Source organism: Kitasatospora sp. NPDC057512, assembly GCF_042802135.1.
In the GTDB taxonomy this organism is placed as follows: Bacteria; Actinomycetota; Actinomycetes; order Streptomycetales; family Streptomycetaceae; genus Kitasatospora.
The window spans coordinates 1-18,528 of record NZ_JBHVET010000074.1 but is presented as its reverse complement, the minus strand read 5'-3'; the positions used below and the strand labels follow the sequence as shown (position 1 = coordinate 18,528).

At 74.5% G+C, this 18,528-nt stretch carries 14 protein-coding genes; 4 read left to right on the top strand and 10 right to left on the bottom strand.

The genetic code is table 11. The annotated features are described in order from the left end of the window. Window positions 1–56: 56 nt before the first annotated feature. Window positions 57–1,781 (bottom strand): DUF885 domain-containing protein, encoded by a 1,725-nt coding sequence (locus tag ACFU6K_RS08080; protein ID WP_380661591.1) that lies wholly within the window; start codon window positions 1,779–1,781, stop codon window positions 57–59. Window positions 1,782–1,900: 119 nt separating this feature from the next. Between ACFU6K_RS08080 and ACFU6K_RS08075 the strand changes: the two genes are divergently transcribed. Further along, window positions 1,901–2,635 carry a TetR/AcrR family transcriptional regulator gene (locus ACFU6K_RS08075; RefSeq protein ID WP_380661590.1) on the top strand — a complete coding sequence of 245 codons (735 nt, stop codon included), beginning with the start codon at window positions 1,901–1,903 and terminating at the stop codon, window positions 2,633–2,635. Between the two features lie 74 nt (window positions 2,636–2,709). Here ACFU6K_RS08075 and ACFU6K_RS08070 read toward each other — a convergent pair whose 3' ends face one another. The 8 genes from ACFU6K_RS08070 to ACFU6K_RS08035 form a co-directional block, all read right to left on the bottom strand. Next, window positions 2,710–3,561: a fumarylacetoacetate hydrolase family protein gene (locus tag ACFU6K_RS08070; protein WP_380661588.1), complete on the bottom strand. Its 852-nt coding sequence runs from the start codon at window positions 3,559–3,561 to the stop codon at window positions 2,710–2,712. 203 nt (window positions 3,562–3,764) lie between these two features. Beyond that, window positions 3,765–4,976 carry a serine/threonine-protein kinase gene (locus ACFU6K_RS08065; protein WP_380661585.1) on the bottom strand — a complete coding sequence of 404 codons (1,212 nt, stop codon included), beginning with the start codon at window positions 4,974–4,976 and terminating at the stop codon, window positions 3,765–3,767. Window positions 4,977–5,136: 160 nt separating this feature from the next. Then, window positions 5,137–6,120 (bottom strand): ABC transporter substrate-binding protein, encoded by a 984-nt coding sequence (locus ACFU6K_RS08060; RefSeq protein ID WP_380661584.1) that lies wholly within the window; start codon window positions 6,118–6,120, stop codon window positions 5,137–5,139. A 44-nt stretch (window positions 6,121–6,164) separates the two neighbouring features. After that, on the bottom strand, window positions 6,165–6,917 hold the full coding sequence (locus ACFU6K_RS08055; protein ID WP_049655467.1) for an amino acid ABC transporter ATP-binding protein: 753 nt from the start codon (window positions 6,915–6,917) through the stop codon (window positions 6,165–6,167). A 53-nt stretch (window positions 6,918–6,970) separates the two neighbouring features. Further along, window positions 6,971–8,002 (bottom strand): amino acid ABC transporter permease, encoded by a 1,032-nt coding sequence (locus ACFU6K_RS08050; protein WP_380661582.1) that lies wholly within the window; start codon window positions 8,000–8,002, stop codon window positions 6,971–6,973. Window positions 8,003–8,030: 28 nt separating this feature from the next. After that, window positions 8,031–8,975: an ABC transporter substrate-binding protein gene (locus tag ACFU6K_RS08045; RefSeq protein WP_380661580.1), complete on the bottom strand. Its 945-nt coding sequence runs from the start codon at window positions 8,973–8,975 to the stop codon at window positions 8,031–8,033. A gap of 10 nt (window positions 8,976–8,985) precedes the next feature. Next, window positions 8,986–9,504, bottom strand: a complete 519-nt coding sequence (locus ACFU6K_RS08040) for a GNAT family N-acetyltransferase (RefSeq protein ID WP_380661578.1) — start codon at window positions 9,502–9,504, stop codon at window positions 8,986–8,988. Beyond that, window positions 9,501–10,634, bottom strand: a complete 1,134-nt coding sequence (locus ACFU6K_RS08035; protein ID WP_380661577.1) for an LLM class flavin-dependent oxidoreductase — start codon at window positions 10,632–10,634, stop codon at window positions 9,501–9,503. Before ACFU6K_RS08035 ends, ACFU6K_RS08040 begins: the two co-directional genes overlap by 4 nt. A gap of 622 nt (window positions 10,635–11,256) precedes the next feature. On the opposite strand from ACFU6K_RS08035, the gene ACFU6K_RS08030 reads away from it, so the two are divergent. Both ACFU6K_RS08030 and ACFU6K_RS08025 read left to right on the top strand, forming a co-directional pair. Beyond that, window positions 11,257–12,210: an amino acid ABC transporter permease gene (locus tag ACFU6K_RS08030; RefSeq protein WP_380661576.1), complete on the top strand. Its 954-nt coding sequence runs from the start codon at window positions 11,257–11,259 to the stop codon at window positions 12,208–12,210. Then, window positions 12,207–14,147, top strand: coding sequence for an FAD/NAD(P)-binding protein (locus tag ACFU6K_RS08025; RefSeq protein WP_380661574.1), 1,941 nt, complete (start codon window positions 12,207–12,209; stop codon window positions 14,145–14,147). Before ACFU6K_RS08030 ends, ACFU6K_RS08025 begins: the two co-directional genes overlap by 4 nt. A 93-nt stretch (window positions 14,148–14,240) precedes the next feature. Here ACFU6K_RS08025 and ACFU6K_RS08020 read toward each other — a convergent pair whose 3' ends face one another. Then, entirely contained in the window at window positions 14,241–16,097 is a 1,857-nt protein-coding gene (locus ACFU6K_RS08020; protein ID WP_380661573.1) for a protein kinase, read from the bottom strand. 178 nt (window positions 16,098–16,275) lie between these two features. On the opposite strand from ACFU6K_RS08020, the gene ACFU6K_RS08015 reads away from it, so the two are divergent. Next, window positions 16,276–18,528 (top strand): FdhF/YdeP family oxidoreductase (locus ACFU6K_RS08015; protein WP_380661571.1); only part of this gene is annotated, 2,253 nt, incomplete at its 3' end.

Here is an 18,528-nt window from a genome sequence, read left to right as displayed (position 1 = left end):
GGGACGACGGCCCGAGGCCCGGCGGCCTGGTTCCACGGCTTGCGCCGCGTCGTGGCTCAGAGCGCCGAGAGCTCCTCGACCAGGTCGTCCAGCCCCAGCGAGCCCTGCGAGAGCGCCGCCATGTGCCAGGCCTTGAGGTCGAACTCCTCGCCGCGCGCCTCGTGCGCCGCCTTCGCCGCCGCCCGTCCGCGCAGCCAGGCGCGCTCGCCGAGCTTGTAGCCGATCGCCTGGCCGGGCAGGCCCAGGTAGCGGACCAGCTCGCTGTCCAGGAAGTCGGCGGACAGGCCGCAGTACAGGCCGAAGAACTCCCGGGCGTGCTCCGGGGCGACCGGCTCGCCCGGCCGGTACGGGGAGTCCGCCGGGAAGTCCAGGCCCACGTGCATGCCGATGTCGACGATCACCCGCAGCGCGCGCATCATCTGCGCGTTGAGGTAGCCCAGGCGGTGGCCCGGGTCGGTGAGGTAGCCGAGCTCGTCCATCAGGCGCTCGGCGTACAGCGCCCAGCCCTCCAGGTTGGCGCTCACCCCGCCGAGACTCACCTGGTAGGTGGAGAGCCGGTCGGCGACGTAGTTCCACTGCGCGAGCTGGAGGTGGTGGCCCGGGACGCCCTCGTGGTACCAGGTGGAGACCAGGTCCCAGACCGGGAAGCGGTCCCGGCCGACCAGCGGCAGCCAGGTCCGCCCGGGGCGGCTGAAGTCCAGCGAGGGCGCGGTGTAGTACGGCGCGGCGGCGCTGCCGGCCGGGGCGATCCTCGACTCGACCCGGGTGACCGGCTCGGCCAGGTCGAAGTGGGTGCCCTGGAGGTCCCGGACGGCCTGGTCCATCAGGCCCTGGAGGTACTCCCGGGCGGCCTCGGCGCCCTCGATCGCCGGGCCGTCCGACTCCAGCCAGCGCATCGCGGCCAGCGGGCCCGCGCCCGGCAGGACCTTCTCGGCCTCGGTCTCCATCTGCGCCAGCAGGTCGTGGAACTCGCTCCAGGCCCAGGCGTAGGCCTCGTCCAGGTCCAGGTCGGCACCGGTCCAGTAGCGCACCCAGCGGACGTAGCGCTCCCGGCCCGCGGTGTCCGGGGCGCCGGCCGCGGCCGGGCCGTACACGTCGCGCAGCCAGTCGCGCAGCTCCGCCAGCGCCTCGGCGGCGGCCACCGCGTGCTTCGACAGCTCGGGGTGCAGGCCCTCCGGCGCACCCTGGACGAAGGTGCCGAACCAGGCGCCGGGCACCCGCTCGGCGGCGGGCGCGTCCTCGCCCAGCCACTCGGCGAACTGCCCGAGCACCGTGGCCACCTGGCGCGGGCCGGACAGCAGGCCGCGCTCGACGCCCTCCGCCAGCGTCCGCCGGTACTGCGCGAACGCCTCCGGGAGCCTCGCCATCCGGCGGCCGATCACCTGCCACTCGGCCTCGGTGTCGGTGCCCATCAGGGTGAAGGACTCCCGCACGTCGTGCACCGGGGAGCCCAGGTTGCGCAGCGAGCGGAAGCTCTCCCCCGCCTCGTGGACGGCGAGTTCGGCGGTCAGCCGCTCGCGCAGCAGCCGGGCGCAACGGCGCTCCGCCTCGTCCTCGGCGGCGCCGGCCCGCTCGGCCTCGTCGAGCTTCGCCAGGGTGCGGCGGGCGAGGTCGGCGACGGCCTCGGGACCGGCCGGGGAGAGGTCGGGCAGCCGGTCGTCGTCAAGGTTGAGGCCGAGGTACACCGCGGTCAGCGGGTCGAGCTCGGCCAGTTCGCGGACGTGGTCGTCGGCGATGCGGCGAGGGGTGGCGCCGTCGGCGGTGATCAGTTCTTCACGCATTCGGACATCATTTCGTGGCGCGGCGGCTTTGCAACCCCTTTGCGAGCCGGGTTCGCCTGCGAAAATCCGTTCGGCGCGACCGGACCCGATCCGTCCGGCGACCATTACGCTTGGCCGCCATGGACGCCAGCCCCGCCCCGGCCGCACCCGAGCCGCGCCCGCGCCGCACCGGCTACCGGCGGCTGCCGGTCCAGCAGCGGCGCGAGCAGCTGATCGCGGTCGCCCTGGAGCTGTTCGCCTCCCGGCCGCCCGAGGAGGTGGGCCTGGACGACGTCGCCGAGGCCGCCGGGGCCTCCCGCCCGCTGGTGTACCGCTACTTCGCGGGCGGCAAGCAGCAGTTGTACGAGGCCGCGCTGCGCACCGCGGCGGACGAGCTGGCCGGCCGCTTCGCGGTGCCGCTCAGCGGGAAGCCGTCCGAGCAGCTGTCGGCGGTGCTGGACGGCTACTTCGCCTTCGTGGCCGAGCACGACGCGGGCTACTCGGCGCTGCTGCGCGGCGGTTCGGTGGTGGAGACGGCCCGCACCTCGGCGATCGTGGACGACGTCCGGCGGGAGGCGCTGCGCCGGACGCTGCGCCACCTGGGCGTGCGGGAGGCCGGGCCGCGGCTGACGCTGCTGGTGCGCTCGTGGATCGCGGTGGTCGAGGGCGCGTCGCTGAGCTGGCTGGACGAGGGGCGCGCGCTGCCGGTGGCGGAGCTGCGCGACTGGCTGGTGGACCAGTTCACGGCGATGGCGGCGGCGACGGCGCTGCACGACCCGCAGACGGCCGAGGTGCTGGCCGGGATGCTGGCGCTGGAGGGGCCGCGGCCGGAGCGGGCGGAGCGGCTGCGGGCGGTGCTGGGCGGCGCCTCCTAGCCGGCGCGGCCGCACCCGAGCGGTGCCGGCGCCCCTCCCGACCCCCGTGCCAAGGGTCGGGGCGGCCCGCGTGACTACGCCTTGCCGAGCACCTGGCGCTGGCGGCCGAGCCCGTCGATCTCGATCTCGACCACGTCGCCCGGGGCGAGGTACGGCGTGCCGGGGCGGCCCAGGGTGACCCCCGCCGGAGTGCCGGTGATGACCACGTCGCCGGGCTCCAGCACCATGAACCGGCTCGCGTAGCGGACCAGTTCGAGCACCGGGAAGATCATCTCCGCGGTGCTGCCGTGCTGCCGCCGCTCGCCGTTGACCCACAGCCGCAGGGTCAGCGCCTGCGGGTCGGCCACCTCGTCGGGGGTGACCAGCCAGGGCCCGAGCGGGGTGAAGGTCTCCGCCGACTTGCCCTTGTCCCACTGGCCGCCGCGCTCGAACTGGAAGGCCCGCTCGGTGACGTCGTTGGCGATCGTGTACCCGGCGATCACCCCGGCCGCCTCGGCGTGCGAGTCCAGGTAGCGGGCGGTGCGGCCGATCACGACCGCCAGCTCGGCCTCGTAGTCGGTCTTCTCGCCGCCGCGCGGCACCAGCACCTCGTCGTACGGGCCGACCACGGTGGAGCCCGGCTTGAGGAAGACCACCGGCTCGGCCGGGATCGCGGCCCCGGCCTCGGCCGCGTGGTCGCGGTAGTTGAGCCCGATGCCGACCACCTTGCCCGGCCGGGGCACCGGTGCGCCCACCCGCAGGCCGTCGAGGTCCAGCACCGGCAGGACGCCGGCGGCCGCGTCCCGGGCCAGGGCGGCCGGGTCCAGCCCGGCCAGGAAGGCCCCGTCGAGGTCGCGGGTCCGCCCCGAGAGGTCGTACGCGGTGCCGTCCTCGCCCAGGACGATCGGGCGCTCGGCGCCCGCGGGTCCGACGCGCAGGAGCTTCATCGATCCGTCACCAGCCTTTCGTCGCAGCTCACCGGGGCGGCGCGGAGGCCGCTCCCGAGTCCGGCAACGAGGTATACCAACGCGCCGGGGCGGCGGACCAGACCGTCCCGGTGGGCGAAATCCTCCCGGTTCGCGCTCCGGCCGCGTCCCCGGCTCGGCGGCCCGCACGGTTGACACCCCGCGGGCCGTCCGCACGGAACGGCTCAGCCGCCCTGCGCGCCGCCGCCGAGCAGCGCCCCCAGGGAGACGGCCCGCGGCCGACCCGGGCCGAGCCGGGCGGCCTCCCGCTGCCAGTGCGCGAGGTCGCGCCGCGCGTCCGCCCGGGCCTCCGGGGTGGCGCCGGGCACCTGGGCCAGCTCGTCCAGCAGGGCGGCGGCGGCGCCCGGGCTGCCGTCCCGGGCCAGCCAGAGGGCCAGGTCGTGGCAGGTGCGCAGGGTGCGCGGGTCCTCCGGGCCGCAGATCCGGGCGAAGTCGGGGACGAGCGCGGTGAGGATCTCCACCGCCTCCGCGGCCTCACCGGCCTCCCCGTGCCGCCAGGCCCGGTCGGCCCGCCGGCGCAGCTGCTCCGGGCTGGGGTCGTCCGGGCGCAGCATCCCGGGTCGGATGGCGCGCAGCCGCTCCAGCACCTCGGCGGCGCCGGCCGGCCGCTGTCCGGGCCGCTTGGCGAGCAGTTCGGCGACCAGCCCGGCCAGGGCCGGGTCCTTGCCGCGCACCCGGGGCGGGACCTCCTCCAGGTGCTTGTACATGTACTCGGCGGCCGAGGCGGCCCGGAACGGGCGGGCGCCGGTGCAGACCTCGTACAGCATGACGCCGAGCGCGTAGAGGTCGGCCCGGCCGTCCACCGGGCCGCCGGACCAGCACTCGGGCGCCAGGTACGGGACGGTGCCGACCACGTTGCCGGTGGAGGTGAGCCGGACGGTCTGGGTGACCAGTCGGGCGATGCCGAAGTCCAGGACCTTGGCCCGCTCCCCGTCCTCCACGATCATCACGTTCTCGGGCTTGATGTCCCGGTGGACGATCCCCGAGCGGTGCGCGGCGTCCAGCGCCTTGCACACGTGCCGCATCCAGCGCAGCCCCTGCTTGTGGTCCGGCCGGCCGTCCTTGAGCACCTCGGACAGCGCCCGGCCGCGGACCAGCTCCATCACCAGGTACGGGATCTTCCCGGAGCCGGACTCGGTCCACCCGTAGTCGTACACGGTGACGATGTGCGGGTTGTTGAGGCCGCCGGCCGTCCGGGCCTCGCGGACGAACCGGCTGACCGCCTCCCGGTCGGTGGCGTGCTCGGCGAGCAGCACCTTGACCGCGACCGCCCGGTCGATGGTCGTGTCGGTCGCCCGCCAGACCACGCCGAAGCCGCCCCGGCCCAGCTCCTGCTCCAGCCGGAAGCGGCCGCCGAGCACCTCGCCCTTCTCCATTCCCTCCCCCAACCCGACCGCGCCCGCTCGGCGTTCGCCGCCGGAGGGGTCGGAGGGGTCACCATAGCGGCGGGCGGGAACGAACGGGTGAACGAGCCGGGCCGACCTCCCACGGCCAGGGCCTGTCGCCGCCCCGCAGACGCGAGTTCGACGACAGGCCCTACGGCTTGGGCAGCCCGGGCGGGTTAATCTCGGAGCTCTTCACGGCCTCGTTGTCCAGGCCCCAGCGCTTGAGCACCTGCCCGTACGTACCGTTCCTGATCACCTCGTCGATCGCCCCGTTCAACGCCTTGACCAGGCCGTTGTCCTTCCGGGTGGTCGCCGCGATCTTGCCGAGGACGTCCGCGCCGCCGCCCGAGTAGGTGCCGACGACCTCGGTCTCGCCGGTCTGCACGGCGTGGAAGGCCAGGCTGGGGTTGGGGCCGGTGTAGACCTCGATCCGGCCGGAGGAGAGCGCCAGGTAGTACTCGGTGCCCTGGAAGTACTTGATGTCGATCGGCTTGAGGCCGTTCCTGACGTTCTCCTCGCTCCAGGAGACCAGCAGCTTCTCCTGGTTGGTGCCGGTGGCGACGCCGACCGCCTTGCCCGCGAGGTCCTTGGGGCCGGTGACCTTGAGGCCGCCGCCCTTCTTCGCCTCGAAGCCCAGGACGTCCAGCCGGTAGGTGGCGAAGTCGTATTTCTCCTTGCGCGCCTCGGTGACGGTGATGTTGGACAGGCCCACGTCGTACTTGCCGCTGTCCAGGCCGACGAAGATGTTCTCCCAGGAGACCGGGTTGAACTCGACCTTGAGGCCGAGCACGTTGCCGATCAGGGTGGCGAGGTCCGGTTCGACGCCGATGATGGTCTTGTCGTCGTCGGCGTAGAAGTCCAGCGGCGGGGTGGTGCCGATGGAGTCGACGACGGTCAGCGTCCCCTTCCGTCTGATCTCCTCCGGGACCAGCGCGGCGATCGCGTCGACCTTGGGCGTGGTGACCCGTTGCTGGTTCGGCGACAGGTTCACCACCGTGCCGTCCGGCGCGGTGCTGCCCTTGCCCGGGGCGAGCTCCCCGGCCGCGCCCGTGGCGCCGCTGCCGCAGCCGGCCAGGGCGAGGGCGGCGGTGAGCGCGGCGGCGGCGGTCACGAGGGCGCGACGGGGTAGGGACATGGCGGAACTCCTGCTCGGTGAAGGGGGGTTGGGGAAAGGGAGGGTCAGAGGACCTTGGCCAGGAAGGCCCGGGTGCGCTCGTGCCGCGGCCGGTCCAGGACCTCGGCGGGCGGGCCCTGCTCGACCACCACGCCGCCGTCCATGAAGACCACGGTGTCGGCGACCTCGCGGGCGAAGCCGATCTCGTGGGTGACCACGATCATCGTGGTGCCGCTGCGGGCCAGGTCCTTGATGACGTCCAGCACCTCGCCGACCAGCTCCGGGTCGAGCGCCGAGGTCGGCTCGTCGAACAGCAGCACCTTCGGCTCCAGCGCCAGCGCCCGGGCGATCGCCACCCGCTGCTGCTGCCCGCCGGACAGCTGCCGGGGGTAGGCGGCGGCCTTGTCGGCCAGCCCGACCCGCTCCAGCAGCGCCAGCGCCGTCGCCCTGGCCTCGGCCCTGGGACGACGCAGCGCGGAGACCGGCGCCTCGACCAGGTTCTCCAGCACGGTGAGGTGCGGGAACAGGTTGAAGTTCTGGAACACGAAGCCGATGCCGGTGCGCTGGCGCAGCACCTCGCGCTCCTTGAGCTCGTACAGCCGGTCGCCGGAGCGCCGGTAGCCGATCAGCTCGCCGTCGATGGCGACGTGGCCGCGGTCCAGCTTCTCCAGGTGGTTGATCGCGCGCAGCAGGGTGGACTTGCCGGAGCCGGACGGGCCGAGCACCACGGTCACCGAGCCGGCCGGGACGTCCAGGTCGACCCCGCGCAGCACCTCCAGCCGGCCGAAGCTCTTGTGCAGGCCGCGGACCTGCACCATCGGGGCGGCCGGGGTCGGGGCGGCCGGGCTCGGGTCGGGCTTCGTCAGGGTGGTCACGACTGTCCTCCGGGGGTACGGGCGGCGGCGGGCCGGGTGCGGTCCGGCAGGCTCCGGGCGAGGGCCCGGACGCGCTGCCACGGGGTGGGCGGCGGGGTGCGCTGCGCGCCGCGGGCGAAGTGGCGCTCGACGTAGTACTGGCCGACCGAGAGCACGGTGGTCAGCAGCACGTACCAGACGGTGGCGACCATCAGCAGCGGCACCACCCGGCCCGTACGGCCGTAGATCACCTGGGCCTGGTAGAAGAGCTCGCCGATGGCCATCACGTAGACCACCGAGGTGCCCTTGAGCAGCGAGATCACCTCGTTGGCGGCGGCCGGCAGGATGCCGCGCATGGCCTGCGGCAGCACGATCCGCCAGCCCTGCCGCCAGCGCGGGATGCCGAGCGCGGCGGCGGCCTCCCGCTGGCCGGCGTCCACCGCGATGATGCCGCCGCGGATGATCTCGGCGGCGAACGCGGCCTGGTGCAGCCCGAGGCCGAGCACCGCCGCGCCGAGCGCGCTGAGCACCCCGGCCGTCTCGACGTCGCCGAAGGTCGGGCCGAACGGGATGCCGACCCCGAACCGCTTGTACAGGTAGGAGAGGTTGAACCAGAACACCAGCTGGACGATCAGCGGGATCGAGCGGAACACCCACACGTAGGCCCAGGCGATGGAGCGCAGGATCGCGCTGCGGGACAGCCGCATCGCGGCCACCACGGTGCCCAGCAGGAAGCCCAGCACCGTGCCGTAGGCGGTGAGTTCGAGGGTCCGTCCGATCGCCCGGAGGATGGTGTCGGCGGTGAAGTAGAGCCGGAAGGTGGCCCAGTCCCAGCCGGGGTTGGTGGCCAGGCCGTGGGCGAACTGGGCGAGCACGACCAGCGCGGCGATCCCGGCGGCCCAGCGCCAGGGGTGCCGGGCGGGGACGGTGCGCAGGCCGGCCAGCCGGTCGAGGTCGAGGGCGGCGGCCGGGGCCGGGCCGGGCGGGGCCGCGGGGGTCCCGGTGCCGGCGGTGGCGGTGTCGGCCGTGGTGGCGGTGGTGGCGGTCATCGGGGGTCTCCTTCGCTCGGGCCGGCGCTCAGGCGTGCTCGGGCGGGCTGATCTGCGACTCCTTGATCGCCGACTCGGCGACCCCCCACTTGCGCAGGATCCGCTCGTACGTCCCGTCCTTGATCAGCTGGTTGACCGCCGCCTGGAGGGCCGGGGCGAGCTTCGAGCCCTTCTTCAGGGCGAAGCCGACGTCGAGGCGGTGGAACTCGTTGAGGAAGCGGGTCCCGGAGGCCTCCTGCGCCACCTGGTGGCGCAGGCCGTTGATGGTGGACATCTCGATGTCCACCCGGCCCTGCTGGAGGCTGGTCAGCAGGGCGCCGCTCTCGCTGAACGCCTTGACCTCGTACGGCTTCTTCCCGGCGTCGGTGCAGACGCTCTTCCGGCTGTTGAGGGTGGTCTCGAAGGTGGTGCCGGCGCCGGTGCCGATGGTCAGTCCGCAGAGCTGGACCAGGTCGGTGACCGGCTGGATCGCGGTGTTGTCCTTCTTCACCGCGAAGCCCTGGCCGTCGTCGATGTAGGTGACGAAGTCGATGGTCTTCAGCCGGGCCGCGGTGACCCCGAAGTTGCCGGTGCCGACGTCGTACTTCCCGCTGTCCAGGGCGGGCAGGATGGTCTCGAAGGCGGCCTGCTCGCGCTGCACGGTCAGGCCGAGCAGCCTGGCCACCGCGTCGGCGAAGTCCACGTCGATCCCGGCGGGCTTCCGGTCGGCCTGGTCGGTGTAGAAGGCGCTGGGCGGCGCGCCGAAGGCCGAGCCGAACCTGATCGTGCCGGCCGCGCGGACGTCCTCGGGCAGCAGCGCGGCGGCGGCCTCCGACGTCCTGAGGCCGGAGACGAGGTCCTCGGTGGCGGCGGCGGACGGACCGCCCGCCGCCGCACCCGCGATCTTCGGGTCCGAGCCGCAGGCGGCCAGGGCCAGGACCGGCAGCAGGGCGGCGGTCGCGAGCAGGCGGCGGCGGACGGTGCTGGTTCTCACGGGGGGCCTTTCAGGGAGTGGGGGCCAGAACGGGCGACTGCGGTCCGAGGACCGGCAGTTGCTTCTCGAAGGGGAGCGGGCCGATGGTCAGCGGATCGGCCGAGACGTCGAACAGCGGGGTGTAGCCGGCCGCCAGGTAGAGGTTCCTGGCCTCGGGCTGGCGCGGCCCGGTGGTGAGGTAGAACCGGGTGTAGCCGGCCGCGGCCGCCGTCCGCTCCAGCTCGGCCAGCACCCGGCGGGCCAGGCCCCGGCGGCGGTGCGCGGAGTGCGTCCACATCCGCTTCACCTCGGCGGTGCGCTCGTCGTAGCGCTTGTACGCGCCGCCGGCCACCGGTTCGCCGTCCTCCAGCAGGAGCAGCAGCACGCCGTGCGGCTCGGCGAAGGCCTCGCCCGGGTAGCGGGTCATCTCCCGGTGCGCCTCGGGGCCGTACCGGGTGACGTACTCGTGGGTGAGTTCGCGCAGCAGCGGCTCGACCAGCGGATCGTCGACGGACGCCCTGCGGAACTCCCACCCGCCGGCCGCGCTCACGCCTGCGCCGCGATCAGCTGGTGGCGGTCGCGCTCGGCCCGCTCGGCCCGGGCGGCCCTGGCGGCGTCCCGCTTGGCGACCTCCTCGCGGACGATCGGGATGACGTACCGGCCGAAGTCGATCGCGTCGTCCAGCAGGTGGTAGCCGCGCGCGGAGAGGATGTCCACGCCGAGGTCGTAGTAGTCGAGCAGCGCCTGGGCGACCGTCTCCGGGGTGCCGACCAGCGCGTTGGAGTTGCCCGCCCCGCCGGTGGCCGCGGCGGTCGGGGTCCACAGCGCGCGGTCGTAGCGCTCGCCGGCCTCGGCGATCTCGATCAGCCGCTGGGAACCGGCGTTTTCGGGGGTGGTCCCCGGCCGGTCGGCGCCCCGGCGGGCCCGGATCGCGGCCACCGTCCGGTGCGCCTTCTCCCAGGCCAGCTCCTCGGTCGGCGCGATGATCGGCCGGAACGCCACCTGGATCCGCGGCACGTCGGTGCGCCCGGCGGCCCGGGCCGCCTCCTTCACCCGCTCGATCTGCTCGGCGGTGCGGGCCAGCGGCTCGCCCCAGAGGCAGTAGACGTCCGCCTCGGCGCCGCCGGCCGCGTAGGCCGCGTCCGAGGAGCCGCCGAAGGAGACCCCGGGGCGCGGCTGCTGCACGGGGAAGACGTCCGAGACGAAGTCGTTGAAGCGGTAGTGCGGGCCCTCGTGGTCGAAGGGCTCCCGGCTGGTCCAGGCCTTCTTGACGATGCCGATGTACTCGCGGGTGCGCTCGTAGCGCTGGTCCTTGGTCAGGAAGTCGCCCTCGCGCTGCTGCTCGTGGTCGTTGCCGCCGGTGATGAAGTGGACGGTCAGCCGGCCGTCGCTGATCCGGTCGAGCGTCGCGAAGGTCTTGGCCGCGAAGGTCGGGTAGGAGACGTTCGGCCGGTGCGCCAGCAGGATCTGGAGGCGGTCCAGGTGCGAGGCGAGGAAGGCCGCCGCGGCCGCCGGCTCGGGGGCGCCGGCCCCGTACGCGAAGAGCACCCGGTCCCAGCCGTGGTCCTCGTGCGCCCGGGCCAGCCGCAGGGTGTAGTCGCGGTCGAAGGCGGCGGTGGTGCGGGCGGTGGTCTCCGAACCGTCGCCGGTGGCGGCGATGCCGAGGAATTCGACGGGCATGGCGGAACCTTTCGGGGTGGGTGGAGGTCCGGTGGGCTGCGGGTGGGCAGCACCGGAGGCGGCCGCGGCGGGGCGGCCGTCGAGCGGGTGACGGTGAGAGGGGTGCGGGAGCGGAGGTACCGGACGACGGGAGGGCCGGAGCGCAGTGCGGGGTCATCGGCGGCAGCGGGGGCCTGACGCGTCGCCGGTCGTCGACGACGGATCCGGCCGCGACGGGGCGGTCCGAGGGAGGGCTCTCCCCGCCGGGGGATCAGGCCGGACGGGCGGCCCGCTGCCGGGTCAGCCGCGACACGCCGCGGACCACACCCGACCGAAGTCGATGTGGTCGCGGGTGACCAGGGGCTGCTCGGCGTACATGGTCCCAAGTTGAACAGTCGGCCGATCGGTACGTCAACCATCCATCATTGCCGCACTGTTGCGATCTCCTGTCGCTTTTTCGACGCGCTTCGACGAAGCCGTCCGGCACCCCCGACCACCCTTGACAGCCGTCGATCGCGCGTGCGTACGATCGACGCGGAGTGCAGTGCCATGCGCCGGCCGTGTTGAGGGACACGGGCCGCGCCCCCGTACGTGACCACCGCCGTACCTCTCCCCGCCCGCACTCCGCCCAGGAGCCGCCGCCATGGCCACCCCGCAGGACGTCCTGCCCGCCCCCGCCCTCCTCGACCGCCCCGACGCGCCGCCCGCCGCCGAGGCCCGGATCGTCGCCCGCCGCAAGCCCGGCCAGTGGGCCGCGGCCGCCGTCGCCCTGCTGCTGGCCGCGATGGCGGTCAACTCGGTGGTCCGCAACAAGGCCTTCCAGTGGAGCGTGGTCGCCGACTGGTTCACCGCCCGGTCCGTACTCGACGGCCTCGCCCTGACCCTCTGGCTGACCGCCGCCACCCTCGCCCTCGGCTTCGTGCTCGGCACCGTCCTCGCCACCATGCGGCTGTCCGCCAACCCGGTGCTGCGCACGCTCGCTTGGGGCTACATCTGGGTGTTCCGCTCCACCCCGCCGCTGGTGCAGCTGCTGTTCTTCTTCAACATCGGCGCGCTCTACCCGACCCTCGGCCTGGGCATCCCGTTCGGCCCCGAGTTCGTCACGGTCAAGACCGTCAACCTGATGGGCCCCACCCTCACCGCCGTCATCGGCCTCACCCTGCTGGAGACCGCGTACGCCGCCGAGGTGATCCGCGGCGGCATCCTCTCGGTGGACCGCGGCCAGCTGGAGGCGGCGGCCGCGCTCGGGCTCGGCCGGTGGCGGGTGCTGCGCCGGATCGTGGTGCCGCAGGCGATGCGGGCGATCGTGCCGACCGCCGGGAACATGCTGATCGGCGCGCTCAAGGGCACCAGCATCGTCAGCGTGCTGGCCGTCTCCGACCTGCTCTACTCGGTGCAGCTGGTCTACCTCCAGTCGTACCGGGTCATCCCGATGCTGATGGTCGCCACCATCTGGTACCTGGTGGTCACCACCCTGCTGTCCATCGGCCAGTACTACGTGGAGCGGCACTTCGCCCGGGGCGCCACCCGCGACGGCCTGCCGCCCACCCCGCTGCAGCGGGCCCGCGCGGCCTTCGTCAGGGTGGTGAAGGCATGACGGCACTGGTCATCGTCGGCGCCGGCCCGCGCGGCACCGGGCTGTTGGAGCGGATCGCCGCCAACGCCGCCGAACTCCTGCCCGCCGACCGGCCGTTGGCGATCCACCTGGTCGACCCGTACCCGCCGGGCGCGGGCCGGATCTGGCGCCACGACCAGTCCCCGCTGCTGCGGATGAACTCGATGGCCGAGGACGTCACCATGTTCACCGACGAGCGCTCCACCCTCGAAGGACCCGTCCGCCCCGGCCCCTCGCTCGCCGAATGGGCGCCCCGGCAGGAGGAGTTCGCGCCCTACCGGGAGGTCGCCGACCCGGCCGTCCGGGCCGAGCTGCGCACCCTCGCCCCCACCGACTTCCCCACCCGCCGGGCCCAGAGCGCCTACCTGGACTGGGTGTTCCGCCGCGCCGTCGCCGAACTGCCGGCGCACGTCACGGTCACCGTCCACCGCGACACCGTCCACCGCATCGAGGGCCCGGCCGACGGCCCGCAGACCGTCCACCTCGGCAACCGGACGCTCGCCGCCGACCACGTCGTGCTCACCCTCGGCCACCTCGACTCCGTCCCGCACCCGCGCCACGCCGCCGACGCCCGGTTCGCCGCCCGGCACGGCCGCTTCCACCTCCCGCCCGCCTACTCCGCCGACGCGGCCGACGACCTGGCCGCCCTCGCCCCCGGCGAGCAGGTGGTGCTGCGCGGCCTCGGCCTCGCCTCGGTGGACCTGGTCGCCCTGCTCACCGAGGGCCGCGGCGGCCGCTTCGAGCCCACCGGGGACGGGCCCGCGCTGCGCTACCTCCCCTCCGGCCGCGAACCGGTGCTCCACCTCGGCTCCCGGCGCGGCGTCCCGTACCACTCCAAGACCGGCTACCGCCTCCAGGGGCCGCCCGCCCCGCTCCCCCGGTACTTCGACGAGGCCGCCGTGGACGCCGTGCTCGCCACCGGCGGACAGCTCGAACTGCGGCGCGACTTCTGGCCGTTGATGGCCAAGGAGATCGCCTTCGGGCACTACCACGAGCTGTTCCACGCCCACCCCGGGCGCACCGCCCTGCCCTGGCCGGAGTTCCTCGCCCGCTACGACCGGCACGGCTGGTACTCCCCCGAACTCGCCGCCCTGGTCGCCGAGGCCGTCCCCGACCCGGCCGACCGGATCGACTTCGAACGGCTCGACCACCCGCTGGCCGGGCTCGAACTCGGCACCGACGAGGAGCTCCAGGCGCACCTGCGCGGGTACGTCACCGCCGACGCCGACCGCCGCGCCGACCCCGCGCACAGCGCCGACCTCGGCGCCTTCCTCGCCCTGCTCTCGCTGTTCGGCCGGCTCCCCCGGGTCGTCGCCAGCGGCCGGCTCACCGCCCGCTCCCTCGCCGAGGAGGTGGACGAGTGGTTCTTCGGCTACTTCAGCTTCCTCGCCTCCGGCCCGCCCGGGTTCCGGCTGCGCCAGCTGCTCGCCCTCTCCGAGGCCGGGGTGGTGCGCTTCCTCGGCGCGGACGTACGGATCGAACGGGACGAGGCGAGCGGCACCTGGCGGGCCTCCGGCGCCACCGTGCCCGGCCACCACGTCACCGCGACGGCCCTGGTCGAGGCGTACCTGCCCAGGCACGCGCTGGCCCGCACCCTGGACCCGGTGCTGGGCGAACTCCACCGCACCGGACGGATCGTCGAGGAGGTGGTCACCGACCCGGACTACACCCACCGCTCCGGCCTGGTCACCATCGCCGCCGCCGACAGCCGGCTGCTGGACCCGGCCCTCGGCGGCGCCCCGCACCCGCGCCGCACCGCCCTCGGCCCGCACACCAGCCTGCGCGCGGCCGCCGCCTTCGCCCGCCCCCGCACCGACGCCCCCGGCTTCCGGCAGAACGACGCCGCCGCCCGCGCTCTCCTCCATGCCCTGGCCGCGCTCCCGGCGGCCGCCCCGGCGCTGGCGGCGTGCGCACCGTGACGACGACGGTGGGCTGAGCGCCGCGGCGGCGGCACCGGTGACCCGAGCGCCGCGGCGGCGGCACCGGCGACCCGAGCGCCGTGGCGGCGGGGCTCAGGCTCCGAAGATCTCCTCCACCAGGTCCTCGTCCGAGACGTGGTCCGGCGCGTCGAACACCACGTCCGCGACGCCCTTCAGGCCGATCCCCCGGTCCAGCGCATCCATGCAGGCCCGGGCCTGCTCGTCGGTGGCGAAGTCCCACACCCGCAGCCGCCGCACCAGCACCAGCGCCTCCATCGGGCTCATCCGCGGCGTCCGGCGGCGTGGCCCCGGCCCCTTGCGGCCGGCCTCGGCCAGCTGCCGCTGGTAGCCGGCCAGGTCCTGCCAGGCCTGCACGGTGCTCGGGTGCTGCTCGCCCAGCACCCGGACGAGGTCCGGCAGCAGCCCGTGCAGCTGGATCACCGCGCCCTGCGGGTCACCCCGGTTGGCCTGGTGCAGCGCGAGGTCGTGCCGGGCCTTCAGGACCCGGGGGTCGTACGGGCCCCAGGCGGCGTGCAGGTCGGGCAGCAGCTCGTGCATCAGCCGGATCGTGGTGATCGGCGCACCGCTCTCGCCGACGCACCAGACCAGGTGGTAGCGGGCGCCGAGGGTGTCCGGGTCGAGCGGGCCGAGCGCCGAGCGCATGTCGCCCACCAGGGCGGTCAGCAGTCGGATCGCGCCGTTCAGGTCCCCGGTCCGACTGAGGTACCAGGCGAAGTCCCGCCAGGTGCACAGGGTGTCCCGGTCGCTCGCGCCGAGCACGGTCACGCACTCCTGGGCGACGGTCTGGAGGAGCATCGCCGACTCGCCGGCCGTCGCCGCCCGGTACGCGGCCGACCGGCGCTCGCGCAGCCCGGCCCGTACGGCCTCGGAGGGCGGCGCGGCCGTCACCGGCGGCGTGGTCAGCGGCGACAGCACCGACGGGGCGGCGGGCGGCACGGCGGGCGGGGGGACGGCCGGCGGCGCGACCGGAGCGGGAGCAGCGGGCGGCACGGCGGGCGCGGGGACGACCGGCGGGGCGCTCGGCGGAGGCGGCACCACCGGCGCCGGACGCTCCACCACCGTCGGCACCGGCGCCGACGCACCCGCCCGGCCGCCCGCCCACCCGGCCAGCTCGGCGAGCCGCCGCTCGACCGTACGGGCGTCGGCCGGCCGGTCCGCCGGGTCCTTCGCCAGCAGCTCCGCGACCAGCCCGGCCACCTGCGGCGGCAGCCCGAACTCGGCCGGGTCCAGCGGCGCGGGCACCTCGTTGAGGTGCTGGTACATCAGCACCGGCGTCGAGTCCCCGCCGAACGGCCGTGCCCCGGTGAAGAGTTCGACCAGGACGCAGCCCAGCGCGTACAGGTCGGCCCGCCCGTCCACCCGGCCGCCGGTCCACCGCTCGGGCGCCATGTACGCCGGGCTGCCGACGATCGTCCCGGTGGTGGTCAGCCCGCCCGCGCCGGTGTCCAGCTGGGCGATGCCGAAGTCCAGCACCTTCAGGTGCCCGGCGTCGGTGATCATCACGTTGTCCGGCTTGATGTCCCGGTGCACCATGCCCGCGTCGTGCGCGGCCGCCAGCGCGCCGCCGATCTGCCGCCCCCAGCGCAGGCTGAGCCCGGGCTCGGGCACCCCCGCCTCCAGCACCTCGGTGAGGGTGCGGCCGGTGAGCAGCTCCATCACCAGGTAGGTGACCTCCTCGCCGCCGAGCTCGCACTGCCCGAGGTCGTGCACCGTGACGATGTGCGGGTGCGAGAGGTTGCCGGCCGCGCCGGCCTCCCGGACGAACCGCAGCGCGGCCTTCGCCCGGTCGCCGCCGTGGTGCCCGATGACCTTGACCGCCACCGGCCGCCCCATCCGGGTGTCCTCGGCCCGCCACACCACCCCGAACCCGCCCTGCCCGAGCTTCTCCACCAGCTCGTACCGGCCGTCCAGGACGTCCCCGACTCGCACGCGCCCTCCCCCTCCCGCCATGACGCCCAGACTCTACCGACGCCGGCCGCCGCCCTTCCCCCCGCCGTCGCCCCTCCCCGCCCACCCCCTCCCCCGGCCCCCGGCCAGGTGGAAGGATGGAATCGAACCCCCGCACGAAGGCGGCGGTACGCACCAGCAGAGCCCGAGGAGAGCGGCCATGGCCAAGCAGGCCCCGCAGAGCGACCCGGCGCAGGACGCCCCCGAGGTGTCCGCGCCCCAGCACGCCGCCGCCGGGCTGCCCGCCGTCGGCCACAGCCTGCGGATGGCCGCCGAGCAGATGGGCGCCCGCCGCACCCTGGCCACCCTGCTCAAGGTCAACCAGCAGGACGGCTTCGACTGCCCCGGCTGCGCCTGGCCGGAGCCGGACAAGCCGCACACCGCCGAGTTCTGCGAGAACGGCGCCAAGGCCGTCGCCGAGGAGGCCACCGAGCGCCGCATCCGCGCCGAGTTCTTCGCCGCCCACCCGGTCGCCGACCTGGCCGAGCGCTCCGGCTACTGGCTGGGCCAGCAGGGCCGGCTCACCCAGCCGATGCTGCTCGACGAGGGCGCCACCCACTACACACCGGTCTCCTGGGACGACGCCTTCGCGCTGGTCGCCGAGGAGCTGAAGGCCCTGGACACCCCGGACGGCGCCGCCTTCTACACCTCCGGCCGGACCAGCAACGAGGCCGCCTTCGCGTACCAGCTGTTCGCCCGCCGGCTCGGCACCAACAACCTGCCGGACTGCTCCAACATGTGCCACGAGTCCTCCGGCTCGGCGCTCACCGAGACGCTCGGCGTCGGCAAGGGCAGCGTCAGCCTCAAGGACCTCTACCAGGCCGACCTGATCATCGTGGCCGGCCAGAACCCGGGCACCAACCACCCCCGGATGCTCTCCGCGCTGGAGCGCGCCAAGCGGGCGGGCGCCACGATCGTCAGCGTCAACCCGCTGCCGGAGGCCGGCCTGGAGCGGTTCAAGAACCCGCAGCACGCGCGCGGCCTGGTCGGCCACGGCACCAAGCTGACCGACCTCTTCCTGCAGATCCGCCTCGGCGGGGACCTCGCGCTGTTCCGCGCGCTGAACCGGATCGTCCTGGAGCAGGACGGCGTCGACCGCGACTTCGTCGCCGAACACTGCTACGGCTTCGAGGAGTTCGAGGCCCAGGCGCGGCGGACCGACCGCGCCGAGGTGCTCGCCGCGACCGGCCTGCCCTGGGAGCAGATCGAGGAGCTCGGCCGACTGGTGCTGAAGTCCGAGAAGATCATCGTCTGCTGGGCGATGGGCCTCACCCAGCACAAGCACGCCGTGCCGACCATCCGCGAGGTGGTCAACTTCCTGCTGCTGCGCGGCAACGTCGGCCGCCCCGGCGCCGGGGTCTGCCCGGTGCGCGGGCACAGCAACGTCCAGGGCGACCGGACGATGGGCATCTTCGAGCGCCCCAGTGACGCCTTCCTGGACGCGCTGGGCAAGGAGTTCGGCTTCGAGCCGCCGCGCGAGCACGGCCTCGACTCGGTGGACACCATCCGCGCGATGCGCGACGGCCGGGTCAAGGTCTTCTTCGCGATGGGCGGCAACTTCGTCGCGGCCACCCCGGACACCGAGGTCACCGAGGCCGCGATGCGCAACTGCCGGCTGACCGTCCACGTCTCCACCAAGCTCAACCGCTCGCACGTGGTCACCGGCGCCCGCGCCCTGATCCTGCCCACCCTGGGCCGCACCGACCGGGACGTCACCGCGCGCGGCGCCCAGTTCGTCAGCGTCGAGGACTCGATGGGCCAGGTGCACGCCTCGCGCGGCGGCCTGCGCCCGCCCGGCCCCGGCCTGCTCTCCGAGACCGCGATCGTCTGCCGGCTCGCCCGCACCGTGCTCGGCCCGCGGGACACCGTGCCGTGGGAGGACTTCGCCACCGACTACGACACCCTGCGGGACCGGATCGCCCGCGTCGTCCCGGGCTTCGAGGACTACAACGAGAAGGTCCGCCGCCCCGGCGGCTTCACCCTGCCGCACGGCCCCCGGGACACCCGCACCTTCCCGACCGCGACCGGGAAGGCCAACTTCTCCGTCAACCCGCTGACCGCCCCCGAGGTCCCGCCGGGCCGGCTGCTGCTCCAGACCCTGCGCTCGCACGACCAGTACAACACCACGATCTACGGCCTCGACGACCGCTACCGCGGCATCAAGGGCGGCCGCCGGGTGGTCCTGGTCAACCCCGCCGACGCCGAGGAGCTCGGGCTGACCGACGGCGGGTACGTCGACCTGGTCGGCGAGTGGAGCGACGGCGTGGAGCGCCGCGCCCCGCACTTCCGGGTCGTCCACTACCCCGTCGCCCGCGGCGGCGCGGCGGCCTACTACCCCGAGACCAACGTCCTGGTGCCGCTGGACTCCACCGCCGACATCAGCAACACCCCCACCTCCAAGGCGGTCGTGATC